This is a genomic window from uncultured Williamsia sp., assembly GCF_947494875.1.
Lineage (GTDB): Bacteria > Actinomycetota > Actinomycetes > Mycobacteriales > Mycobacteriaceae > Williamsia_A.
On sequence record NZ_CANLWM010000008.1, the window covers coordinates 310615 to 333740 of the forward strand.

23 protein-coding genes are annotated in these 23126 nt (G+C 69.1%); 14 read left to right on the forward strand and 9 right to left on the reverse strand.

Translation table 11 applies throughout. The features are described 5' to 3' along the window. Nucleotides 1-20 precede the first annotated feature (20 nt). Nucleotides 21-1583 (reverse strand): acyl-CoA synthetase, encoded by a 1563-nt coding sequence (locus tag Q1A98_RS19440; RefSeq protein ID WP_299576506.1) that lies wholly within the window; start codon nucleotides 1581-1583, stop codon nucleotides 21-23. A 71-nt stretch (nucleotides 1584-1654) separates the two neighbouring features. Then, nucleotides 1655-2692, reverse strand: coding sequence for an LLM class F420-dependent oxidoreductase (locus Q1A98_RS19445; protein ID WP_299576508.1), 1038 nt, complete (start codon nucleotides 2690-2692; stop codon nucleotides 1655-1657). A gap of 59 nt (nucleotides 2693-2751) precedes the next feature. On the opposite strand from Q1A98_RS19445, the gene Q1A98_RS19450 reads away from it, so the two are divergent. Genes Q1A98_RS19450 through Q1A98_RS19465 form a run of 4 tightly spaced genes read left to right on the forward strand, consistent with a single transcriptional unit; the run spans nucleotide 2752 to nucleotide 6414 of the window. Beyond that, entirely contained in the window at nucleotides 2752-3771 is a 1020-nt protein-coding gene (locus Q1A98_RS19450) for an OB-fold nucleic acid binding domain-containing protein (protein WP_299576510.1), read from the forward strand. Next, nucleotides 3768-4808 carry a thiolase domain-containing protein gene (locus tag Q1A98_RS19455; RefSeq protein WP_299576512.1) on the forward strand — a complete coding sequence of 347 codons (1041 nt, stop codon included), beginning with the start codon at nucleotides 3768-3770 and terminating at the stop codon, nucleotides 4806-4808. The genes Q1A98_RS19450 and Q1A98_RS19455 overlap by 4 nt, the downstream gene beginning before the upstream one ends. Nucleotides 4809-4810: 2 nt before the next feature. Next, a complete protein-coding gene (locus Q1A98_RS19460) occupies nucleotides 4811-5980 on the forward strand; it encodes a thiolase domain-containing protein (protein WP_299576514.1) in 1170 nt (389 codons plus the stop codon). Then, the gene (locus tag Q1A98_RS19465) at nucleotides 5977-6414 is read left to right on the forward strand and encodes a nuclear transport factor 2 family protein (protein WP_299576516.1); all 438 of its coding nucleotides are present in this window, start codon (nucleotides 5977-5979) and stop codon (nucleotides 6412-6414) included. Before Q1A98_RS19460 ends, Q1A98_RS19465 begins: the two co-directional genes overlap by 4 nt. Nucleotides 6415-6466: 52 nt before the next feature. On the opposite strand, the gene Q1A98_RS19470 is transcribed toward Q1A98_RS19465, so the two are convergent. The 3 genes from Q1A98_RS19470 to Q1A98_RS19480 are packed head-to-tail and all read right to left on the reverse strand — an operon-like array spanning nucleotide 6467 to nucleotide 8896. After that, nucleotides 6467-6706: a GNAT family N-acetyltransferase gene (locus tag Q1A98_RS19470; protein ID WP_299576574.1), complete on the reverse strand. Its 240-nt coding sequence runs from the start codon at nucleotides 6704-6706 to the stop codon at nucleotides 6467-6469. After that, nucleotides 6703-7608 (reverse strand): class A beta-lactamase, encoded by a 906-nt coding sequence (gene bla / locus Q1A98_RS19475; RefSeq protein ID WP_299576518.1) that lies wholly within the window; start codon nucleotides 7606-7608, stop codon nucleotides 6703-6705. The genes Q1A98_RS19470 and bla overlap by 4 nt, the downstream gene beginning before the upstream one ends. Before the next feature lie 10 nt (nucleotides 7609-7618). Beyond that, nucleotides 7619-8896 (reverse strand): cytochrome P450, encoded by a 1278-nt coding sequence (locus tag Q1A98_RS19480; protein ID WP_299576520.1) that lies wholly within the window; start codon nucleotides 8894-8896, stop codon nucleotides 7619-7621. A 124-nt stretch (nucleotides 8897-9020) separates the two neighbouring features. Here Q1A98_RS19480 and Q1A98_RS19485 point away from each other — a divergent pair, with 124 nt between their 5' ends. The 4 genes from Q1A98_RS19485 (at nucleotide 9021) to Q1A98_RS19500 (ending at nucleotide 12915) form a co-directional block, all read left to right on the forward strand. Continuing rightward, nucleotides 9021-10187: a steroid 3-ketoacyl-CoA thiolase gene (locus Q1A98_RS19485; protein ID WP_299576522.1), complete on the forward strand. Its 1167-nt coding sequence runs from the start codon at nucleotides 9021-9023 to the stop codon at nucleotides 10185-10187. 12 nt (nucleotides 10188-10199) lie between these two features. Next, the gene (locus tag Q1A98_RS19490; RefSeq protein WP_299576524.1) at nucleotides 10200-10694 is read left to right on the forward strand and encodes a nitroreductase family deazaflavin-dependent oxidoreductase; all 495 of its coding nucleotides are present in this window, start codon (nucleotides 10200-10202) and stop codon (nucleotides 10692-10694) included. 111 nt (nucleotides 10695-10805) lie between these two features. Then, entirely contained in the window at nucleotides 10806-12179 is a 1374-nt protein-coding gene (locus tag Q1A98_RS19495) for a wax ester/triacylglycerol synthase family O-acyltransferase (RefSeq protein WP_299576576.1), read from the forward strand. A gap of 61 nt (nucleotides 12180-12240) precedes the next feature. Continuing rightward, nucleotides 12241-12915 carry a GNAT family N-acetyltransferase gene (locus tag Q1A98_RS19500; protein ID WP_299576526.1) on the forward strand — a complete coding sequence of 225 codons (675 nt, stop codon included), beginning with the start codon at nucleotides 12241-12243 and terminating at the stop codon, nucleotides 12913-12915. Nucleotides 12916-12979: 64 nt separating this feature from the next. Here Q1A98_RS19500 and katG read toward each other — a convergent pair whose 3' ends face one another. The 4 genes from katG to Q1A98_RS19520 form a co-directional block, all read right to left on the reverse strand. Next, nucleotides 12980-15235, reverse strand: coding sequence for a catalase/peroxidase HPI (gene katG / locus Q1A98_RS19505; protein ID WP_299576528.1), 2256 nt, complete (start codon nucleotides 15233-15235; stop codon nucleotides 12980-12982). A gap of 274 nt (nucleotides 15236-15509) precedes the next feature. Continuing rightward, nucleotides 15510-15863 (reverse strand): hypothetical protein, encoded by a 354-nt coding sequence (locus Q1A98_RS19510; protein ID WP_299576530.1) that lies wholly within the window; start codon nucleotides 15861-15863, stop codon nucleotides 15510-15512. A 24-nt stretch (nucleotides 15864-15887) separates the two neighbouring features. Continuing rightward, the gene (locus tag Q1A98_RS19515) at nucleotides 15888-16808 is read right to left on the reverse strand and encodes an SDR family oxidoreductase (RefSeq protein WP_299576532.1); all 921 of its coding nucleotides are present in this window, start codon (nucleotides 16806-16808) and stop codon (nucleotides 15888-15890) included. Continuing rightward, nucleotides 16805-17593, reverse strand: coding sequence for an SDR family oxidoreductase (locus Q1A98_RS19520; RefSeq protein ID WP_299576534.1), 789 nt, complete (start codon nucleotides 17591-17593; stop codon nucleotides 16805-16807). Before Q1A98_RS19520 ends, Q1A98_RS19515 begins: the two co-directional genes overlap by 4 nt. An 82-nt stretch (nucleotides 17594-17675) precedes the next feature. Between Q1A98_RS19520 and echA20 the strand changes: the two genes are divergently transcribed. The 6 genes from echA20 to Q1A98_RS19550 are packed head-to-tail and all read left to right on the forward strand — an operon-like array spanning nucleotide 17676 to nucleotide 23006. Continuing rightward, nucleotides 17676-18434, forward strand: a complete 759-nt coding sequence (gene echA20, locus Q1A98_RS19525; RefSeq protein WP_299576536.1) for a (7aS)-7a-methyl-1,5-dioxo-2,3,5,6,7,7a-hexahydro-1H-indene-carboxyl-CoA hydrolase — start codon at nucleotides 17676-17678, stop codon at nucleotides 18432-18434. Next, the gene (locus Q1A98_RS19530) at nucleotides 18431-19375 is read left to right on the forward strand and encodes a CoA transferase subunit A (RefSeq protein ID WP_299576538.1); all 945 of its coding nucleotides are present in this window, start codon (nucleotides 18431-18433) and stop codon (nucleotides 19373-19375) included. Before echA20 ends, Q1A98_RS19530 begins: the two co-directional genes overlap by 4 nt. Continuing rightward, a complete protein-coding gene (locus tag Q1A98_RS19535; RefSeq protein ID WP_299576540.1) occupies nucleotides 19372-20136 on the forward strand; it encodes a CoA-transferase subunit beta in 765 nt (254 codons plus the stop codon). Before Q1A98_RS19530 ends, Q1A98_RS19535 begins: the two co-directional genes overlap by 4 nt. Then, nucleotides 20133-21209 carry a nitronate monooxygenase gene (locus Q1A98_RS19540; protein ID WP_299576542.1) on the forward strand — a complete coding sequence of 359 codons (1077 nt, stop codon included), beginning with the start codon at nucleotides 20133-20135 and terminating at the stop codon, nucleotides 21207-21209. The genes Q1A98_RS19535 and Q1A98_RS19540 overlap by 4 nt, the downstream gene beginning before the upstream one ends. A 19-nt stretch (nucleotides 21210-21228) precedes the next feature. Continuing rightward, nucleotides 21229-22263 carry a TIGR03617 family F420-dependent LLM class oxidoreductase gene (locus tag Q1A98_RS19545; RefSeq protein WP_299576544.1) on the forward strand — a complete coding sequence of 345 codons (1035 nt, stop codon included), beginning with the start codon at nucleotides 21229-21231 and terminating at the stop codon, nucleotides 22261-22263. After that, complete coding sequence (locus Q1A98_RS19550) at nucleotides 22260-23006, forward strand: class I SAM-dependent methyltransferase (RefSeq protein WP_299576546.1); 747 nt, start codon at nucleotides 22260-22262, stop codon at nucleotides 23004-23006. Before Q1A98_RS19545 ends, Q1A98_RS19550 begins: the two co-directional genes overlap by 4 nt. Nucleotides 23007-23126: the final 120 nt, after the last annotated feature.

A 23126-nucleotide genomic window follows, 5' to 3' on the forward strand; every position in this document is an offset into this window, starting at 1 on the left:
GCAGCGCAACAGACGGTGGGTCAGATGGCGCGGTCGGCCTTCTCCCAGTAGGGGTCGCGCAGACGCCGCTTGTAGAGCTTCCCGTTGTCGGCGCGGGGCATCTCGTCGATGTAGTCGATCGACCGTGGAAGCTTGAACTTGGCGAGCCGCTCCCGGGCGTAGGCCATCAGTTCCTCGGTGAGCGCGTCGTCGCCGACGACACCCTGCGCGGGCTGCACGACGGCCTTGATCTCCTCGCCCCAATCCGCATGCGGCACACCGAAGACGGCGACGTCGCCGACCTTGGGATGCACGGCCAGCTCGCCCTCGATCTCGGCGGGGTAGATGTTCACGCCGCCGGAGATGATCATGTCGTTCTTGCGGTCGAGGAGGTACAGGTAACCCTCGTCGTCCATGTACCCGATGTCGCCGGTGGTGAACATGTTCCCCACGCGAGCCTTCTGGGTCTTCTCCTTGTCCTTGTAGTACTCGAAGGAGGAGCCCTTCATCTCCATGTAGACCTGGCCGCTCTCGCCGCGCGGAACCTCGTCGCCGTTGTCGTCGAGGACCTTCACCACCGAGTACGACCACGCCTTGCCGACCGATCCCGGGTGCGTGAGCCATTCGTCGCCGAAGATGGTGGTGCCACCGCCCTCGGTGGCGGCGTAGTACTCGGTGACAACCGGACCCCACCACTCGAGCATCTGCTGTTTGATCTCACGGGGACACGGTGCGGCGCCGTGGATCATGTTGCGCAGCGACGACACGTCGTACTTCGCGCGCACCTCCTCCGGCAGCGCGAGCAGGCGGTGGAACTGCGTGGGCACCATGTGACTCTGGGTCACCTTGTGCTTCTCGATGAGGGCCAGCATGCCCTCGGGGTCCCACTTGTCCATGAGGACGACCTTGTGGCCCAGCTGCATCGAGATCATCACGAAGTTCACGACGGCCGTGTGATAGAGCGGTGATCCGCAGATGTGCACGTGATCGTCGTACGGGACGAGGCCCATGACGCCGAAGAACCCGATGCCTCCCATGGCCGCCTGCTCCGGCGCGACGCCCGTCAGAGGACGACGGACGCCCTTGGGCTTCCCGGTGGTCCCCGACGTGTAGAGCATCGGCGCACCGGTCGTGCGATCGGCCGGCAGGCTGTCGTCGACGCCGTCGATGAGCTCGTCGAGCGGACGGAACCCGTCGACGGTCCCGACGGCGAAGAGGTCCTCGGGCGGAAGGCCCGCCTCGCGGGCGGCGATCCGGGCGGTCTCGGCGAACCGCTCGTGCGCGACGAAGATCTTTGCCTCGGAATCACCCAGGATGTAGGCGATCTCGGGTCCCGTGAGGTGCCAGTTCACCGGTGCGAGGTAGAGGCCGATCTGCAGTGCGGCGAACTGGAGCACCACCGTCTCGACACAGTTGGGCGTCGCGATGACGAGCGTGTCACCGGTGACGAACCCGTGCCGACGCAACCCGTTCGACACGCGGTTGGCCCGTGACGCGATCTCGCCGTAGGTGTGCTCGACGCCGTCGGGGTCGACGAGCGCGATCGCGTCGGGCGTCTCCCGGGCGATGTTCCACAGGCCGATCGGTGCGGCGGTCTCGGACACGGTTGCCTCCTCGCAGGAGCGGCACGTTGCCGCAGATTTCTAGAACACGTTCTAGTCGTCTCGATCGGCCATTAGACCAGCTTTGCCAACCGCCGGACAAGGTCGGCCGATCGTGCGGTGACCATGAGCATCGAGACGCCGGCGGCCTCCCAGCGCTCGATCTCCCGCCGGACCGTCTCCTCGTCCCCGACGATCATCGTCTCGCGCACCAGCTCGTCGGGGACGGCCGCGATCGCCTCGTCGCGACGCCCCTCGGCGAACAGCGCGCCGATCTCGTCGACCGCCTCGGCGTAGCCCATCCGGCGATAGACCTCGGCGTGGAAGTTCAGGTCTTTGGCGCCCATCCCGCCCAGGTAGAAGGCGGTGATCGGCTTGTACGAGTTCACCGTGGCGGCCACGTCGTCGGTGATCTCCACCTGCACGGTCGCGGCGACCTCGAACTCGTCGCGGGTCCGCCGGGCGCCGGGCCTGCTCATCCCCTCGGCCAGCCATTCCTCGTACCGGTCGGCCAGGCGCGGCGTGTAGTAGATGGCGAGCCAGCCGTCGGCGATCTCGCCGGTCAGGGCGATGTTCTTCGGCCCCTCGGCGCCGAGCCAGATGGGGAGGTCCGACCGCAGCGGGTGGGTGATCGGCTTCAGCGACTTGCCCAGCCCGGTCGCGCCGGGCGCATCGGACGGATACGGCAGCGGGTAGTGCGACCCGCCGTTGGTGACCGGCCCCTGGCGGTCGAGCACGTCCCGGATGACCTGCACGTACTCGCGGGTTCGGGCCAGAGGCTTGGCGAACGGCTGCCCGTACCAACCCTCGACGACCTGCGGCCCGGAGACGCCGATGCCGAGGATGTGCCGCCCGCCCGAGAGGTGGTCGATCGTCAGCGCGTGCATCGCCAGCGACGTCGGCGGTCGCGCCGAGATCTGGGCGACGGCGGTCCCCAGCCGCACGCGGGCCGTCGAACTCCCCCACCACGCCAGCGGCGTGAACGCGTCGGACCCCCAGGACTCCGCCGTGAACACGGCGTCGAAGCCCGATTCCTCGGCCGCGGCGATCAGCTCGGGGGCGTTCTCGATCGGCCCGGCGGACCAGTAGCCCAACTGCAGTCCCAGCTTCACGCGAGCCTCCCGGAGACGGTTCCTTGCGGACCAATACTAGAACCTGTTCTACTCGCTGGGTGACCATCAGCGAGACCGGGCCCGGACTGGCCGCCGTGTTGGCGTCGGCGGTGGCCGACGTGCCCGAACCAGAGACGCCGCCGCTGACCGCGCCGCTGCGCAACAGCTTCGACTACACCCGGTCCCTCGGGCCCGTGCTGGGCCGGTTCGCCGACGGGATCCGGGAGGGACGGATCGTCGGAGGTCGCACCGCCGCCGGGGTGGTCATGGTCCCGCCGAGCGAGTTCGACCCGGAGACCGGCGCCGCCACAACGGAGTTCGTCGACGTCGGACCGGTCGGCAGCGTCACGAGCTGGTCGTGGCAACCCGCTCCCCTCCCCGGCCAGCCGCTCGACCGCCCGTTCGCGTGGGCGCTGATCCGGTTCGACGGCGCCGACACCGATCTGCTGCACACCGTCGCGGCCGACTCCCCCGACGCGATGTCCGTCGGGGCGCGCGTCGTCCCGGTCTGGGCCGACGAGCGGACCGGCCGCATCACCGACATCACGCACTTCGCCCTCGGCGACTCGGCGCAGGAGGCACCGACGTCGACCGTCGAGCAGGAGACACCCGGCGTCGTCAGCTACCCCATCGGGCTCGAGGTCGAGCACGCCGCCACCGTCGTCGAGACGCTGTACCTGCGGGGTCTCGCAGAGGGGAAGCTGGTCGGCGGGCGGACCAGTGACGGCGTGTACTTCCCGCCGCGCACGTCGAGCCCGGCCAACGGCGACCCGACCACCGAGATGGTCGAACTGCCCGACACCGGCATCGTCACGACGTTCTGCATCGTCAACGTCCCGTTCATGGGTCAGCAGATCAAGCCTCCGTACGTCGCCGCCTACGTCGTCCTCGACGGCACCGACATCGGCTTCCTGCACCTGATCCTCGAGTGCGAGGCGCACGAGGTCCGGATGGGCATGCGGGTGAAGGCCGTGTGGCGCGACAAGTCCGAGTGGGGCCACACGGCCCGCAACATCAGCCATTTCAAGCCGTCCGGCGAGCCCGACGCCGACTACGAGACCTACCGGAGTCACCTGTGACCGCACCACGCGTGGCGATCGTCGGATTCGCCCACAGCCCGCACGTCGACTCGACGTTCGGCACCACCAACGGTGTCGAGATGCTGATGCCGTGCTTCGCGAAGCTCTACGCCGAGCTCGGCATCGCCCGCACCGACATCGACTTCTGGTGCAGCGGTTCGTCGGACTACCTGGCGGGACGGGCGTTCTCGTTCATCTCCGCCATCGACTCGATCGGGGCCGTGCCGCCGATCAACGAATCCCACGTCGAGATGGACGCCGCCTGGGCCGCCTACGAGGCCTACGTCAAGATCGCCACCGGCGAGGTCGATCTCGCGCTCACCTACGGCTTCGGCAAGCCGTCGGCGGGGACGATGGACCTCACCCTCGCGTTGCAGACCGATCCGTACACGGTGTCCCCGCTGTGGCCTGACGCGACGTCGCTCGCGGGGTTGCAGGCCCGTCTCGGGCTCGAGTCCGGGGCATGGACCGAGCGCCAGATGGCCGAGGTCGCCGCTCGCACCCTCGGCCGCGACGTCGACGAGCTGCTCGCCCAGCCGGTGACCGCCGATCCGCTGCGCGCGCACGACGCGTCGCGCTACACCGATGGCGCCGCCGCGCTGATCCTCGCCAGCGAGGAGCGCGCGAAGCAGCTCGTCGCGAACCCCGCGTGGGTGACCGGGTGGGACCACCGCATCGACACCCCGAACTTCGGGGCGCGGGATCTCACCACCTCGCCGTCGACCCGCCTCGCCGGCGACAGCGCACTCGGCGACGACCGCGCGTTCGACATCGCCGAGCTCTACGCACCGTTCACACACCAGGAGTTGATCCTGCGGAACGAACTGCGACTGCCGGACTCGGTGCAGATCAACCCGTCGGGTGGCGCGCTCGCGGCCAACCCGATGTTCGCGGCCGGCCTGGAACGGATCGGGTTCGCGGCCACGGCGATCCTCTCCGGCGAGGTGCAGACCGCTCTCGCGCACGCCACGAGCGGGCCGTTGCTGCAGCAGAACATGGTGGTCGCCCTGTCCGGCGCCACCGGAAGCGGGGAATGAGCATGGGCGCCAACCGCGCCGCGGTCATCGGGACCGGGCAGACCAAGTACGTCGCCAAGCGTCACGACGTGACGATGGCGGGCATGTGTCGCGAGGCGATCGACGCCGCGCTCGCCGACTCCGGCTACACCATGGACGAGATCGACGCAATCGTCGTCGGCAAGGCCCCCGACCTGTTCGAGGGGTCGATGATGCCGGAGCTGTCGATGGCCGCCTCGCTGGGCGCCGTCGGCAAGCGGCTGATCCGCGTGCACACGGCCGGTTCGGTCGGCGCCTCCACCGCGGTGGTCGCGTCGTCGTTGGTGAAGTCGGGGATCCACGAGCGGGTCCTCGCAGTGGCCTGGGAGAAGCAGTCGGAGTCGAACGCCATGTGGGCGTTGTCGATCCCCGTCCCCTTCACCATGCCGGTCGGCGCCGGGGCGGGCGGCTTCTTCGCCCCGCACGTCCGGGCGTACATCCGCCAGTCGGGCGCGCCCGAGCACATCGGCGCCATCGTCGCGGCCAAGGACCGGCGCAACGGCGCGAAGAACCCGCTCGCGCACCTGCACCAGCCCGACATCACCGTCGAGAGCGTCATGGCGTCCCAGATGCTGTGGGACCCCATCCGATACGACGAGACCTGCCCGTCGTCGGACGGCGCCTGCGCGGTCGTCATCGGCGACGAGAAGTCGGCCGACGACGCTGTCGCGGCCGGCACCCCGGTCGCCTGGATCCGCGCCACCGCGATGCGCACCGAGCCGCTGGCCTTCGCCCACCGCAACGTCGTCAGCCCTCAGGCCGGCCGCGACGCCTCGGCCGCCCTCTGGCGCGATGCCGGTGTCACCGACCCCCTCGACGAGGTCGACGTCGCCGAGATCTACGTGCCCTTCTCGTGGTTCGAACCGATGTGGCTGGAGAACCTCGGGTTCGCCGCGAAGAACGAGGGCTGGCAGCTCACCGAGAAGGGTGAGACCGATTTCGGCGGTCGGATGCCCGTCAACCCGTCGGGCGGGGTGTTGTCCTCCAACCCGATCGGCGCGTCCGGCATGATCCGCTGCGCGGAGGCCGCGCGACAGGTGCAGGGCAAAGCCGGCGACCACCAGGTCGACGGAGTCCGCACAGCCATGGGACACGCGTACGGCGGTGGTTCGCAGTACTTCTCGATGTGGCTGCTCGGGGCGGACAAGCCGTGAGCAAGCCCGCCTATCTCGACATCGACCGGGAGAACAACCCGGCCGTCGTCGCGGGACGCGTCTCGCGGGAGATGGTCGCGGCCCGCGACAAACAGGGCTGGCTCGACAACTTCGCCGACGACGCCGTCGTGGAGGATCCGGTCGGGCCGTCGATGTTCGACGAGCACGGAGTCGGTCACCGCGGGCGGGACGCGATCGCTGCGTTCTGGGACATGACGATCGCGACCACCGAGCGGCTCGACTTCGAGTTCGACGAGGAGATCATCTGCGGGAGCGAGGTCGCCTACATCGGGCGCATCGTGACCCACATCGGCGGGCACGTCACCACCTCGCGTGGCGTGTTCACCTATCGCGCCGACGACGCCGGAAAGCTGGTCGCACTTCGCGCCTTCTGGGAGGTCCAGAAGACGATGGAGTCGATGACCCGCGCCTGACAGGCGCCCCGGCCATCAGATACGCGGGTTCCTGCGTTCGAGAAGGACCACGTCACGCCACCGGGCGTCCCGCAGCCCGGATCAACTCCTGCAGGAGAGCAGTGCCGATTCCCCTGCCCGACCAGCCCGGTGCCACGTAGACGCTGTGCTCGATCACGCCCGCGTAGGCACGTCGCGTCGACACCGCCACCGCCGCGACCCAACCGACCACATCGCCACCTCGCGATGTCGCGACGAAGCGGTGCTCGCGGAGGTGACGGCCGTCGAACTCCCCTCCCGGGACGCGCGTCAGACCGCGCGCGCGACCAGCGCCGCGATCGACGCGATCACGGCGTCGACCGGAGTGGCGTCGGCATCGAAGCGGCTGGCGCGTGTCTGCACCACCAGCAGGATCCGCCGCCCGTTCGGGGCGAGGAGCAGTCCACCGTCGTTCGCCGTCCCGTAGTCGCCGGTACCGGTCTTGTCCGCGGTCGTCCAGCCCGCGGGGAGATCGGCGCGGAACCTCTTGTCCGAGGTGCGGGTTCCGCCCATCCACCCGACCAGCGTGTCGCGGTCGCGCGGGTCGAGCCGGTTGCCGACCATCAGCGACCGCAGGCCTGCCGCCCAGCCCTGGGGGACCGTCGTGTCCCGGATGTCACCGGGGTACGCGGAGTTCAACGCGGTCTCGGTGCGGACCATGACCGTGGCGGTGTCCCCCGCGGTCAGCGCGAACGCCGTCACCGCCGCGGGCCCGCCGATGGCGGAGAACATCAGGTTCGCGGCGGCGTTGTCGCTCTGCTGCAGTGCCGCCGTGGCGATCTCGGGATAGGTCATCGTCTTCCCGACCCGCGTCTGCGTGACCGGCGAGTTCGCGACGATGTCACCCCTGCGTACCGGAACCGGGGCATCGAGGCGTAGCCGGCCCTGCCGGGCGGCGTCGAGGACCGCGGCCGCGAGGTACACCTTCGACATCGACAGCACGGGGAACCTCTGGTCGGCACCCACCGACGCGATCACCCGTCCCGTCGCGACGTCCTGGGCCCACACGCCCACCTCGACGCCCTTGGCGTCGGCCGCCGACCGGATCTGCGCATCGACGGACGGCGCAGCCTGCGCCGGGCCCGACAGGAGACCGACGGCGACCAGGGCCGACAGCAACAGCGCGAACGGCGTGACGATACGCATGGCGAACAGTGTGCCGTAGCGGTACGTCACGACACACCCCTCACCGATAGCGCACCGACAACTCCTTGATGCCGTTGATCCAGCCGTGGCGCAGGTAACGGGGTTCGGCCACCTTCGCGATGTCGGGCATGTGGTCGGCGATCGCGCCGAAGATCAGGTCGATCTCCATCCGCGCGAGGTTCGCCCCGACGCAGTAGTGCGCACCGTGGCCGCCGAACCCGACGTGCGGGTTGGGGTCCCGGGTGATGTCGAAGGTGAACGGGTCGTCGAAGACGGCGGTGTCGTAGTTGGCCGAGCCGTAGAACATGCCGACCCGTTGACCCTGCTCGATCTGCGCCCCACCGAGTTCGAGGTCGGCCTTCGCGGTGCGCTGGAAGCAGTTGACCGGCGTCGCCCAGCGGACGATCTCGTCGGCGGTGGTCGCGGGACGCTCCCGCACGAAGAGTTCCCACTGCTCGGGGTTGTCGAGGAAGGCGTTCATGCCGCGGGTGATCGCGTTGCGCGTGGTCTCGTTGCCGGCGACGGCCAACATGATGAAGAAGTACCCGAACTCCAGTTCGTCGAGCGCGTGCCCGTCGATGTCGGCGTGGACGAGCTCGGTGACGATGTCGGCGACGGGGCACTTCTTGCGCGCCTCCGCCATCTCGTAGGCGTAGCCGAGGATCTGCGCCGACGCGAGCTGTGGGTCGTCGGTGAAGTCGGGGTCGTCGTAGTTCATCATCGCGTTCGACCAGCCGAACAGCTTCTGCCGGTCGCCCTGGGGCACGCCGAGGAGATCGGCGATCGCCTGCAAGGGCAGTTCGACGGCGACGTCGTGGACGAAGTCGCTCGGACCCTCGTGCACGGCGGCCTTCTCGACGATCTCGCGCGCCCGCTGCGCCAGACCCTCCTCGAGCGCATGCACCGACCGCGGCGTGAACGTCTTGGACACCAGCTTGCGCAGCCGGGTGTGCTCCGGCGGGTCGTGGTTGATGACGAGCGCCTTGGTCACCTCGAGCGCTTCGGGGTCCATCCCGTCGTCGAACCGCACGATGACACCGTTCGCGTTCGCCGACCAGAACTCGTTGTTCTTCGAGATCGCCCGGATGTCCTCGTGCCGTGTCACCGCCCAGTACCCGCCGTCGTGGAACCCGCCGCCGCTGCCGGCGGGTTGATCGATCCAGTGCACGGGCGCGGTCTGCCGGAGTTCGGCGAAGGTCGCGTGGGGGATGCCGTACTGCAGCAGCGACGGGCTGGTGAGGTCGGTCCCGTCGCGCAGCACCGGATCGGTGAACACCGGGCATCCGGCGGAGTTGGTCAGGGCGTCGGCTCCGGTCATGATCGAGCTTCCTTCACGTGGGTGAACCTGTTCCACCCGCCAGTGTGGACCCATCCCGGCCGTTGGTGAGCCATTTCGGACATGCGATGTGGACTCAGACGAGAACGTGTTCTAGTTTTGACGCATGGGTGTTCCGGTCATCGTCGAAGCAGTGCGTTCCCCGATCGGGAAGCGAGCCGGCTGGCTCTCCGGTCTGCATCCCGCGGAGCTGCTGGGCGCCGTCCAGCGCGGCGTGGTCGAGCGTGCCGGCATCGATCCCGCACTCGTCGAACAGGTCATCGGCGGTTGCGTCATGCAGGTGGGGTCGCAGGGCAACAACATCACCCGCACCGCGTGGCTGAACGAAGGCCTGCCGTGGCAGACCGGCGCGACGACCGTCGACTGCCAGTGCGGCTCGGCCCAGCAGGCGAACCACCTGATCGCCGGGCTGATCGCCACCGACACCATCGACATCGGGATCGCGTGTGGCGTCGAGGCGATGAGCATGGTGCCGCTGGGCGCCAACGTCATGCTCGAGGGTGCGGGTCCGCGCCGCCCCGAGTCGTGGGACATCGACATGCCGAACCAGTTCGAGGCGGCCGAGCGGATCGCACGACGCCGCGGCATCACCCGCGCCGACACCGACGCACTCGGCGAGCGCAGCCAGCGACTGGCGAAGCAGGCGTGGGAGGAGGGCCGCTTCGACCGCGAGGTGCTGTCGATGAAGGCGCCCGAGCGCACCAAGGACGGCGAGCTGACCGGCGAGATCCTCGACGTCACCCGCGACCAGGGTCTGCGGGACACGACCCTGGAGTCGCTGGGGAATCTGCGGCCGGTCATCGACGGCGGCATCCACACCGCGGGGACCTCGTCGCAAGTGTCCGACGGCGCCGCGGCCGTCCTCCTCATGGACGAGGCGAAGGCGCGGGAACTCGGGCTGACTCCGCGCGCCCGACTGCGGGCGCAGGCGCTCGTCGGCGCCGAGCCGTACTACCACCTCGACGGGCCCGTGCAGGCCACCGAACGGGTGTTGGCGAAGGCGGGGATGTCGATGGGCGACATCGACCGCTTCGAGGTCAACGAGGCGTTCGCGTCGGTGCTGCTCAGCTGGGCGTCCGTGCACCAGCCCGACATGGACCGGGTCAACGTCAACGGCGGCGCCATCGCCCTCGGCCATCCGGTCGGCAGCACGGGCTCGCGCTTGATCACGACCGCACTGCACGAACTCGAGCGCAGCGACTCGTCGACGGCGCTGATCACCATGTGCGCGGGTGGCGCGCTGTCCACCGGGACCATATTGGAACGAATCTGAGAAGATGTTCCAATGACGTCGCAGAAGCAGCACCGCGAGAAGCCGGACGCCCTCGACTCGGCCGTGGTCGGCACGATCCTCAAGTGGGGGTCGAAGGCGAACACCGCGCTCTACAAGGCGACGGGCGGGCGCATCGGCGGCAACTGGCGCATCGGCGCCGGCTTCAAGAAGCCCGTCCCCGTCTGCCTGCTGACCACCACCGGCCGCAAGACCGGCGAGCCGCGCACCGTGCCGCTGCTGTGTCTCCGCGACGGCGAGAACGTGGTCCTCGTCGCGTCGCAGGGTGGCCGCAAGAACCACCCGCTGTGGTACCTCAACCTCGTCGCCGACCCCGACGTCACGATCCAGATCGGCAAGGACACCCGCTCCTATCGGGCACACCCCGCCGACGACGCCGAGCGCGAGCGCCTGTGGCCGAAGATGGCCGAGCTCTACGCCGACGTCGACCAGTACCAGCACTGGGCCGACCGCACGATCCCCCTCGTCGTCTGCGTGCCGACGGCCTGACAGCACCACTCGTGGTGACCCTTTCGTGACACGGGTCACGGTCTGCGCGTCGGTCGACGAAAACCCCCTCCGAACAGGCTCGTCAGGGAGAACACTGATCCGGTGACGTACATGCCGCCTACCGACGCGATGTTCCTGATCGCCGAAACGCGTGAGCACCCCATGCACGTCGGGGGACTGCAACTGTTCACTCCACCCGACGATGCAGGGCCGGACTACGTACGCGAGATGGTCGAGGAGATCCGCTCGCACACCGAGGTGAGCAGCCGCTTCCGGAAGCGTCCGGCCGACCCGGTCAGTTCGGTCGGCAACCTCTGGTGGTCACAGGAGTCCGAGATCGACCTCGACTACCACATCCGGCACTCCGCGGTCCCACGTCCTGGTCGAATCCGCGAGCTGTTCCAACTCACCTCGCGCTGGCACGGCACACTGCTCGATCGGCACCGTCCGATGTGGGAGACCCACCTCGTCGAGGGGCTCGAGGACGGACGCTTCGCGGTCTACACCAAGGTCCACCACTCCCTCTTCGACGGAGTCTCCGCCCTGCGGATGCTGCAGACGACGCTCACCGAGGATCCCGACGACGTCGATCTGCGGGTGCCGTGGGATCCGCGACCCAAGCGGTCCACGAAGCCGGCGTCCGGGGGCGGCGGCCCGCTCGCGCTGCCGATGTCACTGGTCGGGAAGGGCGTCTCACTCGGGACCACCGCGGCCGGACTCGTACCCGCGTCGTTGAAGATCCTCAACCAGGCGGTGCGCGACCACGACTTCATCACGCCGTTCGAGGCCCCGAAGACGATCCTCAACGGCCCCATCGGTGGGGCGCGACGGTTCGTCGCCCAGTCATGGGAGATCGAGCGCGTGCGTGCCGTCGCGGACGCCGTCGACGCCACCCTGAACGACGTCGTCCTGGCGATGTGCAGCGGCGCCCTGCGGACCTACCTGATGGAGCTCGACGGCCTGCCGGACAAATCGCTCACCGCGATGGTGCCGGTGTCGCTGCGATCGGATTCCGAGAGCGCCGGAGGCAACGCCGTCGGCGCCGTCATCTGTTCGCTGGCAACCGATCTCGAGGATCCCCTGGCCCGCCTCCGGTCGATCCGCGAGTCGGCGCAGGCGTCGAAGCGACTGATGAAGGAACTCACGCCGCTGCAGATCCTGCTGCTCAGCGCCGTGAACATGTCGGCCCTGGCGCTGTCCCCGCTGCCGGGGTACGTCTCGCTCACCCGACCTCCGTTCAACGTCATCATCTCCAACGTCCCCGGCCCGAAGGAACCGTTGTACTGGAACGGTTCCCGGCTCGACGGCGTCTACCCGGCGTCCATCGTCCTGGACGGTCAGGCCATGAACATCACGTTCACCAGCAACGACGACGCCCTCGACTTCGGCATCGTCGGATGCCGGCAGACACTGCCCAGCCTGCAACGCATGATCCATCACCTCGAGGACGCGCTGACCGACCTCGAGAAGGCGGCGATGGCCTGACACGCCCCGGGTTGCCGCCATCCCGGACTGCCGGGAGCGGCCGCTGTCCTACGATGACGCCATGACCGATCACGACCGTGCAGCAGCGCGCCGAGAGATCACCAACGCCCTCTTGACGGCCTTCGACAAGCGCCACGAGGTGCTCGACGCGATCGTCGACGCACCCGACCGGGGCGGCGCGGTGCGCGCGCTGACCCAACTGCTCGACGCGTCGACCCTGGGCGCCGAGGCGGTGATGGGGATGTCGTTGCAGCAGCTCACCGTCGACGAGCGGCGCGCGAACCAGGCCGAGCTCGAGGACCTGGACCAGCAACTGACCTTCACCCTGTCCGACCGCCCGGGCAGCACCGGCGAGACGCTCACCCTCCGCACGTTCTCCGGCACCGCCGACAGCGACATCTTCGGGTCCCGTACCTCGGAGATCGGTTCCGCGGGTGACGGTTCCGGCAACCCCGCCGCCGCGCTCGACGAGGAGATCGCGCTGGCCACCGAACGCGTCCGCGTCGAGGAGGCCGCCTGGTACGTCGCCGAGGAACTGACCTCCGACGGGCCGCAGAAGGTCGGGCTCGTGTTCGGTGAACTCGTCGACGGCGAGGTGAACGTCCGTATCTGGATCCACCCCGACCACCGCAAGAAGGGCTACGGCACCGCCGCGCTGCGGAAGTCGCGCTCGGAGATGGCGTCGGCCTTCCCGGGCGTGCCGATGGTCGTCCGCGCGCCCGGCGCACCCGCCTGAGCGCCACCACCACGAGAACGGCCCTGCCTCGAGGAGGCAGGGCCGTCGCTCGTCTGGGGCGGGGTCAGCCCTTCACGACGTCGTAGCGGTCGGACATCATCACCTTGTCCCACACCGCGACGAAGTCGTGGACGAACCGCTCCTGGCCGTCGCTCCCGGCGTAAACCTCGGCGACCGCGCGCAGCTGCGAGTTCGACCCGAACAGCAGATCGTTGCGGGATGCCTGGAACCGCGTCTCGCCGGTCGCCCGGTCGTCGAGGGTGAACGACGTCCCGGCCTCGTCGACCTTCGTGGCGACGTAGTCCATGCTCGTCACCGCGTCGAAGAAGTCGGTCGACAACGTCCCGACCCGATCGGTGAAAACACCTGTCAATGAGCCGTCGTGGTTGCAGCCCAGCACGCGCAGACCGCCGGTCAACGCGACCCACTCGGGCGCACTCAACCCGAGCAGCGCGGCCCGGTCGAGGAACAAGCGCTCCGGTGCGACCGACGAGACCGCGTGGTAGTCGGGCAGGACGTAGTTGCGGAATCCGTCGACGACCGGTGCGAGCCAGGCGAACTGCTCGGGATCGGTCTGATCCTGCGAGGCGTCGACACGACCCGGCGTGAACGGCACCGTGACGGTCACACCCGCGTCGGCGGCGGCCTTCTCCACGGCGACACAGCCCGCGAGCACGATGAGATCGGCCAGACTGACCGACGTACCGCTCGACTCCTTGATCTCCCGGAGCTTCGCGACGACGTCGACGGTGCGGGCGTTGACGTCCCAGTCCTTCTGCGGCTCCAGGGCGATGCGCGCACCGTTCGCCCCGCCGCGCTTGTCGGAGATGCGGAACGTGACCGCCGACGAGAACGCGGTGAACGCGAGATCGGACACGGAGATACCGGAGTCGGAGATCGCCTGCTTGAGCGACGCGACGTCGGCGTCGCCGATGGCGGGGCCGTCGGCCGCCGGCAGCGGGTCCTGCCAGGAGAAGTCCTCGGCGGGCACCTCGGGTCCGAGGTACCGCGACTTCGGACCCATGTCGCGGTGGGTCAACTTGAACCACGCCTTGGAGAACTGGTCGGTGAAGTAGTCGAAGTCGGACAGGAACCGCTGGCAGATCTCGCGGTAGACCGGGTCGACCTTGAGGGCGATGTCGCTGGTCATCATCATCAGCGGCTCGTCCTTGCCGGCGATGTGCGCGTCCGGGGTCCGCGGCGCGTCGGGGTCGGTCGGGGTCCACTGCAGCGCACCGGCCGGGCTCTGGGTCTTCTCCCACTCGAAGCGGAAGAGGTTCTCCAGGTAGGAGTTGTCCCACACCGTCGGGTTCTGGGTCCACGAGCCCTCGATGCCGTTGGTCATCGTGTTCTCGGCGTTGCCGTTGCCGCGCGGGTTGTGCCAGCCGAGCCCCATGGCCTCCATCGGCGCGATCTCCGGCGGTGCACCGATCTCCTCCGACGGCACCTTGCCGTGGCTCTTGCCGAACGCGTGTCCGCCGGCGATGAGCGCGACGGTCTCCTCGTCGTTCATCGCCATGCGGCCGAAGGTGATCCGGATGTCGACGGCCGACGCGGCGGGGTCACCCTCCTGGTTCGGACCCTCGGGGTTCACGTAGATCAGGGCCTGGTGCGACGCGGCGAGCGGCTGCTCGAGCTCGTAGTCGGCATCGCCGGGCTGACCGGTCCAGCGCTTGCTGCGGTCGACCATGGCGTCGTACGACTCGGGGCTGGTGTTGTCGATCCACTCCGCGCCCCAGTAGGTTGCGTCGTCGGCCTCCCACGCGTCGCGGCGACCGCCGCCGAATCCGTACGTGGGGAATCCCATGATCTCCAGCGAACAGTTCCCGGCGAGGATCATCAGGTCGGCCCACGACAGCGCGTTGCCGTACTTCTTCTTGATGGGCCACAGCAGGCGACGGGACTTGTCGGTGTTGCCGTTGTCCCACCAGCTGCTGATCGGCGCGAAGCGTTGCAGCGCCTGCCCGGCGCCGCCGCGACCGTCGGCGATGCGGTAGGTGCCCGCGGAGTGCCACGCCATGCGGATCATCTGCGGGCCGTAGTTGCCGTAGTCCGAGGGCCACCAGTCGACCGAGGTGGTGAGGAACTCCTTGATCTCGCCCTTCAGCTGGTCGAGGTCGATGGCGTTGAATGCGGCCTCGTAGTCGAAGTCGCGCAACGGGTTCGCGGCCGGGCCATCGGTGTGCAGCTGCTCGACACGCAGCCGGTCGGGGTACCAGTCCGACAAGCTGGGCGTGGACGTCTCCGCCCCGCCGATCGTGTTGCCCCCGAAGGGGCACTTGCCCTCGAGGACCTCGGAGTACTCGGAATAGGTGGTCATGGACGGAGACCTCTCGTCGATCAGTGGGGTGCACAGGCCAGACCACCGTCGACCGGGTCTGGGTCTTCCTCCATTCATACGCACGTGAGGCCGTGAGAGGAACGAACGTTGTGACCCTGTGCCCCATGTATCGGTTCGGACACAAGTGGAGGGAACATCTCTGGTGAACGCTGGGACCGTCGGGCTTGTCAGTAGGGCTTCCCGCGACAACCATCGACTTCCGCGACTGCGATCACAGTCGCTGGAGTCGAGCAGTGTCGCGGCAGGGTGACGCTCACCGGCGTCGCGGCAGTCCGATCCGCGCGGTGATGCGGTCGATGGCGCCGGTCTCGTCGGCGTCGAACCGCTCCCGGATGCCGGCCGAGAGCCCGAACGGCACGTGGACGAGGAACTCCGCGGAGACCGAGACCCCCTCGATGCCGATGCTCGTGATCTCGACCCGACGGATGACGCGGTATTTCCGGCCCCGCTCGAGGTCGCGGATGATCGCGGGTCCGCTGGATCCGGTGGGGATCCCGTTCTCCACGCGACGGCAGCCGTCGGCGAGGCGGACGGCGGTGACCTCGTGGCTCGCGAGTGCCTCGATGTAGGCGCGGGCGGCGGCGACGGTCTCGGCGGTTGCGGTCACCGCCCCATCCTCACCCCGCGGACGTCATCGCGCGCCGTAGACCGGGAACGGGTTGGGCGCCTCGGCGAGGATGTCGGCGACGACGGGGCCGAGTTCTGCCGGATCCCATCGAGCGCCCTTGTCCCGCTGGGCACTGCGCTGCCACCCGTCGGACACCGAGATCTTCCCGCCCTCGACCTCGAAGACCCGGCCCGTGACGTCACCGGACCCCGGTGATCCCAGCCAGACCACCAGCGGCGAGACGTTCGCGGGGTCCATGGCGTCGAACGACCCGTCCTCGGGCGCGGCCATCTGCGCGGCCATCGCGTCGCCGGCGCTGGTGGTCATCCGGGTGCGGGCCGACGGGGCGATGGCGTTGACCGTGATGCCGTAGCCCTTCATCTCGGCGGCGGCCTGGACGGTCAGCTCGGCGATCGCCGCCTTGGCCGCGGAGTAGTTTCCCTGTCCCACCGAGCCGTAGAGGCCGGCACCGGATGAGGTGTTGACGACGCGTGCCTGCCGCTGCCGACCGGCCTTCGACTCGCCGCGCCAGTACTCGGCGGCGTGACGCAGTGTCGCGAAATGGCCCTTGAGGTGGACGCGGACGACGTCGTCCCAGTCGGATTCGCTCATCGACACCAGCATCTTGTCTCGGAGGAACCCGGCGTTGTTGACCAGCACGTCGAGTCCACCGAACGTGTCGACGGCCGTGGTGACGAGACTCTTCGCGCCCTCCCAGTCGGCGACGTCGGCGCCGTTGACGACGGCCTCGCCCCCGGCCGCGGTGATCTCGGCGACCACCTGCTCGCCGGGCGACTCGCCGGTCTCGCTGCCGTCGAGTCCGGCCCCGATGTCGTTGACGACGACCTTCGCGCCCGAGGCCGCGAAGGCCAGGGCGTGCTCGCGGCCGATGCCCCGCCCCGCACCGGTGACGACCACGACCCGTCCCGCATTGATCCCACTCACGGTGTCTGCTGCTCCAATCGGTTGTCGGTGGTCCCGGCGTCCAGGAACGCCGGCCGCTCGCCGCCGCCGTGGACGGTGAGACACGCGCCGGTGATGTACGCGGCGAGCGGTGAGATCAGGAACGCGACGGCGTTGCCGACGTCGGTGGGTACGGCCATACGGCCCATCGGGATGGTGCGCCCGACCGCCGCCACACCCTCGGCATCGCCGTAGTGCATGACCGACAGCTCGGTCTCCACGGGACCCGCGACGACGCTGTTCACCCGGATGGCCGGCGCCCACTCCACGGCCAGCGACCCGGTGAGGCTGTCGAGACCGGCCTTGGCCGCCCCGTACCCGGCCGTGCCCGGCGACGGTCGATGACCGCTGACGCTCGAGACGTTCACGATGGAACCCCCGCCCGGCTGTGCGGCCAGGAACTCCCGCGCCGCCTGCGCCACCGTCAACGGCGCCAGCATGTTCAGCTCGACGATCTTGCGGTGGAAGCTCGCCGACGCTTGGGCCGCCAGGGCGAACGGAGCGCCACCGGCGTTGTTGACGACGGCGTCGAGACGCCCGTGCCGGTGGACGATGTCCGCGACCATCGCCGTGACGGCGACCGGATCGCGCACGTCGCACACGACGAATTCCGCCCCGGCGAGACGCGACGGGTCGTCCGGTGGGCGTCGCGCGCAGGCGATCGGTGTCGCCCCGAGCCCGGCGAGCACCGCGCAGATCCCGGCACCGACCCCACGCGCACCGCCGGTGACCACCACGACGTGCCCCTGCAGACCGAGGTCCGTCATCCGCTGCCCCATTTCGCCGTCGGTGTCCCTGCTACGCTACCAAGCAAGTGTTTGGTTGGTAACCATAGCGAGAGGGACACCCGTGCCCATCACCACATCGACGATCGAGCCGGGGATCGTGGCGGTCACCGTCGACTTCCCGCCGGTCAACGCGTTGCCGTCGGCGGCATGGTTCGAGCTCGGCGACGCGATCCTGGCCGCCGGGGCCGACCCGACGACGTGCGTCGTGGTCCTGCGGGCCGAGGGTCGCGGCTTCAACGCCGGCGTCGACATCAAGGAGATGCAGAACACCGACGGCTTCGACGCCCTCATCGGCGCGAACCGCGGATGTGCTCACGCCTTCGGCGCCGTCTACGACTGCAAGGTGCCGGTGATCGTCGCGGTCAACGGGTTCTGCGTCGGCGGCGGGATCGGTCTCGTCGGCAACGCCGACGTCATCGTCGCCTCCGACGACGCCGTGTTCGGCCTGCCCGAGGTCGATCGCGGAGCGCTGGGAGCGGCAACGCACCTGGCCCGCCTCGTGCCGCAGCACATGATGCGGACCCTCTACTTCACCGCGCAGAACGTCACCGCCGCGCAACTCCACCACTTCGGTTCGGTCTATCGCGTGGTGCCCCGCGAGGGTCTGCTGGACGCGGCGCTCGAGGTCGCGCGGCTCATCGCTGCCAAGGACACCCGCGTGATCCGGGCCGCCAAGGAGGCCATCAACGGCATCGATCCCGTGGACGTCAAGACCAGCTATCGCCTCGAGCAGGGCTACACCTTCGAGCTGAACCTCGCGGGCGTCGCCGACGAGCACCGCGACGCGTTCGCGGGCACGTCGAAGGGGGCTCGACGGTGACCACCGCAGGCACCCGTCGGGCCCAGACGGACAAGACCTCGACGCTCGACGAGGCGATCGACGAGATCCGCGACGGCATGACCGTCGGCATCGGCGGCTGGGGGTCACGACGCAAGCCGATGGCGCTCGTCCGCGCGCTCGCCCGGTCCGACGTCCGTGACCTCACCGTCGTCACCTACGGCGGCCCCGACCTCGGATTGCTGTGCGCCGCAGGCAAGGTGCGCAAGGCCTACTACGGTTTCGTCTCGCTGGACTCCCCGCCGTTCTACGACCCGTGGTTCGCCGCCGCGCGCACCAGCGGCGCGATCGAGGTGCGGGAGATGGACGAGGGCATGGTCAAGTGCGGTCTGGAGGCGGCCGCGGCGCGACTGCCGTTCCTGCCGATCCGCGCCGGGCTCGGTTCGGCCGTCCGCGAGTTCTGGGGTGACGAGCTGCGCACCGTCGACTCCCCCTATCCCGACGCCGACGGTCGCATCGAGACGCTCGTCGCGATGCCCGCGTTGGACCTCGACGTCGCGCTGGTCCATCTCGACGTGGCCGACGTCCACGGCAACGCCGCGTACACCGGGGTCGACCCGTACTTCGACGACCTGTTCTGCGGTGCGGCACGGCGACGGTTCCTTGAGGTGGACCGCGTCGTCGACACCGCCGAACTCATCGAGTCCGTCGAGGTGCAGCGCCTGCTGCTCAACCGCATGAACGTCGACCGGGTGATCCACGCCCCCAACGGCGCACACTTCACGTTCGCCGGCGAATACCGCCGCGACGAGGCCTTCCAGAAGCACTACGCGGCGTCGGCCGCCGACCCCGACTCCTGGGCGGCGTTCCGCGAGCACTTCCTCGACGTCGACGAACAGACCTACCAGGAGCGCGTCGTCGAGTGGACGCGTGAGCGCGCGGCCCAGAAGGCCACCGCACAGAAGGAGGGGGCGCCCGCATGAGCGACGTGACCCGGGCCGAGACCTGCGTCATCGCATGTGCGGAGATCTTCTCCGGCGCAGGCGAGATCATGGCCTCCCCCATGGCGACCACCCCGCTCATCGGTGCCCGCCTGGCGCGCATGACCACCGAGCCCGACCTGCTGATCACCGACGGCGAGGCGTTGATCTTCGCGGACACCCCGGCGGTCGGGAAGTCGGCGCCGATCGAGGGGTGGATGCCGTTCCGCAAGGTGTTCGACGTCGTGGCGTCGGGACGCCGCCACGTCGTGATGGGCGCCAACCAGATCGACCAGCACGGCAACCAGAATCTGTCGGCGTTCGGCCCCCTGCAGCACCCGAAGCGCCAGATGTTCGGTGTGCGAGGGGCTCCGGGCAACACGATCAACCACCCCACGAGCTACTGGGTGGCCAAGCACTCCGCCCGCGTGTTCACCGAGACCGTCGACATCGTCTCCGGCGTCGGCTACGACAACGTCGATCCGAGCAACCCGGCCTTCCGGTTCCTGAACATCCATCGCGTGGTCACCAACCTCGGTGTGTTCGACTTCGGCGGTCCCGGGCACACGTTCCGGGCGCTGTCACTCCACCCCGGCGTCACGGCCGACGAGGTCGCAGAGAACACCGGCTTCGAGGTCGCGGGCCTCGCCGACGCGGGTGAGACCCGCGCGCCGACGGATGAGGAGCTGTCGCTGATCCGCGAGACCATCGACCCGACGAGCCTGCGCGACAAAGAGGTCGCGCCGGTGGGGGCCGCACGATGACCCGTGCCGCGCCGATGCGCACCAGGTTCACCGACCTCGTCGGGATCGACTACCCCGTCGTGCAGACGGGGATGGGGTGGGTGTCCGGGGCATCGCTGACGTCGGCGACGTCGAACGCCGGCGGCCTGGGCATCCTGGCGTCGGCGACGATGACCTTCGAGGAGCTCGAGAAGGCCGTCGCCCGCACGAAATCGTTGACCGACAAACCGTTCGGCGTGAACATCCGGGCCGATGCCACCGACGCCGCGGAGCGCATCGACCTCCTGATCCGCGAGGGTGTGCGGGTCGCATCGTTCGCACTGGCGCCGAAGAAGGACCTCATCGCGAAGCTGAAGGACAACGGCGTCGTCGTGATCCCGTCCATCGGCGCTGCGAAACATGCTGTGAAAGTCGCGTCCTGGGGTGCCGACGCCGTCATCGTGCAGGGCGGCGAGGGTGGCGGACACACCGGACCCGTCGCGACGACGCTGCTGCTGCCGTCGGTGCTCGACGCTCTCGGCGCCGACGGGATCCCGGTCGTCGCCGCGGGCGGGTTCTTCGACGGTCGCGGTCTCGCCGCGGCGCTGGCTTACGGCGCCGAGGGTGTCGCCATGGGCACGCGGTTCCTGCTGACCTCCGACTCCACCGTGCCCGACTCCGTCAAGCAGGAGTACCTGCAACGCAGCCTCAACGACACGGTCGTCTCCACCAAGGTCGACGGCATGCCGCACCGGGTGCTGAAGACCTCCCTCGTCGAGAAGCTGGAGGGCGGCAACCCTGCGGCGGCACTGGCCGCGGCGGCGAAGAACGCCAACGACTTCAAGCAGATGACCGGCATGAAGTGGACGACGATGCTGCGCGACGGTCGGTCGATGCGGAAGTCGGGTGATCGCACCTGGCAGCAGATCATCATGGCCGGCAACACCCCGATGCTGCTCAAAGCCGGACTGGTGGAGGGCAACACCGATGCCGGCGTGCTCGCGTCGGGCCAGGTGGTCGGGATGATCGACGATCTGCCCAGCTGCGATGACCTGATGCAGTCCATCGTCACCGGGGCGCGCGAGCGCATCTCGCGACTCGACGAGCTCCGCTGACGAGGCCCCGGATGGGTCGATGCGCGTTCACCTGCAGCTGACCGGCGATCCCCGCGCTGTCACCGACGACGTCGTCGCGCTGAGCAGACTCGGCGTCGACGGGGTCTTCACGTTCGAGGGTCCGCACGACGTGTTCGCACCCCTGGTACGAGCGACAGCCGTCGACGAGGCCCGTGACCTCGACCTGATGACGAACGTCGCGATCGCGGGACCCCGTAGCCCATTGCACCTGGCGCACATCGCCTGGGATCTGCAGTCCTACAGCGGCGGTCGTTTCCGGCTCGGACTCGGTTCGCAGATCCGACCACACATCGAGAAGCGCTACGGCGCGACCTGGGGACGGCCCGCCGCGCGACTCGGCGAGACGGTCAGGGCGATCGGCGCCATCTTCGACACGTGGGAGACCGGTGCGCCGCTCGACTTCCGGGGCGAGTTCACCACCCACACCCTGATGCCACCGAACTTCATCCCGGCACCCACCGGACACGGCCGCCCCGACGTCCTCATGGGCGCACTGGGTCCGGTGATGACACGCACCGCCGCCGCGGTCGCCGACGGGCTCCTGGTGATGCCGTTCCACAGTGCGCGGCACCTCGTCGACCGGACGCTCCCCGCGGTCGAGGCCGGGTTGTCGCTGCGGGACCGCAGAGGTGGGCTCTCGGTCATCGGGCAGGCGATGGTCGCTGTCGGGTCCGATGAATCGTCATTACGCACGGCGGTCGACGGCGTCGCGATGCTGATCGCGTTTTACGCCTCGACGCCCGCGTACCGCCCCGTGCTCGACGCCGAGGGTCGCGGCGACCTGCAACCGCAGCTGAACGCCCTGTCGAAGCAGGGGCGGTTCGCGGACATGCGTGCCCTGATCTCGGACGAGGACGTCGCCACGTTCGCGATCGTCGGACAGCCGGCCGAGTGCGCGGCGGAGATCCGACGGCGGTTCGGGGAGTTCGCGTCGGAGATCTGCTGCTATTTCCCGCACTACGAGCCGGTTTCGTCGGATCTGTCCGCACTCGTCCGGCATCTGCAGGAACCGGTCGTACCATCGGCCGGGTGACCGAGGACCGACCCCTGCACGCGCACCGGGACCGCGCGGACTCGTTCGGCTCCGTTGCCGCCGCCTACGACCGGTACCGGCCTCGCTATCCCGACGACGTCGTCGACGAGATCGCGGCCCTGGCCCGCGGCGGTCGGGTGCTCGATGTCGGCTGCGGGACCGGGCTGCTCGCCGACCCGTTGGCACGTCGCGGTCTCGCCGTGCTCGGTGTCGAACCCGACCACGAGATGGCCGAGGTCGCACGGGGCAGAGGCCTGGACGTCGAGGAGGCGACCGCCGAGACCTGGGACCCGTCCGGTCGGACCTTCTCGGTCGTCACGTTCGCGAACTCGTGGCACTGGGTCGACGCGGAGGCAACCCTGCCCATGATCCGGGACATCCTGGCGCCCCGAGGACACCTCGTGCTCTTCTGGCACGCCACGGTCCCGAGCGGGCCGACGAAGGAGCGGATCGACGCCGTGTACGCCGCGTCGGAGATGCAGGAGCTCGTCGGACCGTCGGCGACCCCGTCGATCAGCGACCAGTTGCGGACGGCCGGATGGGATCTGGTCGATCACACGACGAGTTCGGATCGCCGAGTCACCGCCGAGGAGTGGCTCGACACCGCGTTCACCTTCTCCAACCACATCGTGCTGGAACCCGATGCGGCGGAGCGGTTGCGCTCGGATCTGACCGCCGCGATCGGGCCCGACGGTCTCACCGTGACCGCACACACCTACTGGATCGACGCATGGCCGACCTGACCTTCGACCGTGCACCATATCCCGCCGACCGTGCGGACAATGTCCGCCGAGCGATGCTCCTATAAGAGTCAAGTCGCCAGCGGGGCATGTGGTGCGGTGATGTGGTGGTGGATTTCGCGG

What these genes read in the sequence shown, in the direction of transcription:
- Q1A98_RS19460 (WP_299576514.1), top strand. Translation starts at nt 4,811, where the DNA reads ATGGGCGCCAACCGCGCCGCGGTCATCGGGACCGGGCAGACCAAGTAC.
- Q1A98_RS19480 (WP_299576520.1), bottom strand. Translation starts at nt 8,896, where the DNA reads ATGACCGGAGCCGACGCCCTGACCAACTCCGCCGGATGCCCGGTGTTC.
- Q1A98_RS19485 (WP_299576522.1), top strand. Translation starts at nt 9,021, where the DNA reads ATGGGTGTTCCGGTCATCGTCGAAGCAGTGCGTTCCCCGATCGGGAAG.
- Q1A98_RS19490 (WP_299576524.1), top strand. Translation starts at nt 10,200, where the DNA reads ATGACGTCGCAGAAGCAGCACCGCGAGAAGCCGGACGCCCTCGACTCG.
- Q1A98_RS19495 (WP_299576576.1), top strand. Translation starts at nt 10,806, where the DNA reads ATGCCGCCTACCGACGCGATGTTCCTGATCGCCGAAACGCGTGAGCAC.
- Q1A98_RS19500 (WP_299576526.1), top strand. Translation starts at nt 12,241, where the DNA reads ATGACCGATCACGACCGTGCAGCAGCGCGCCGAGAGATCACCAACGCC.
- katG (WP_299576528.1), bottom strand. Translation starts at nt 15,235, where the DNA reads ATGACCACCTATTCCGAGTACTCCGAGGTCCTCGAGGGCAAGTGCCCC.
- Q1A98_RS19520 (WP_299576534.1), bottom strand. Translation starts at nt 17,593, where the DNA reads ATGACGGACCTCGGTCTGCAGGGGCACGTCGTGGTGGTCACCGGCGGT.
- Q1A98_RS19535 (WP_299576540.1), top strand. Translation starts at nt 19,372, where the DNA reads ATGAGCGACGTGACCCGGGCCGAGACCTGCGTCATCGCATGTGCGGAG.
- Q1A98_RS19540 (WP_299576542.1), top strand. Translation starts at nt 20,133, where the DNA reads ATGACCCGTGCCGCGCCGATGCGCACCAGGTTCACCGACCTCGTCGGG.
- Q1A98_RS19545 (WP_299576544.1), top strand. Translation starts at nt 21,229, where the DNA reads ATGCGCGTTCACCTGCAGCTGACCGGCGATCCCCGCGCTGTCACCGAC.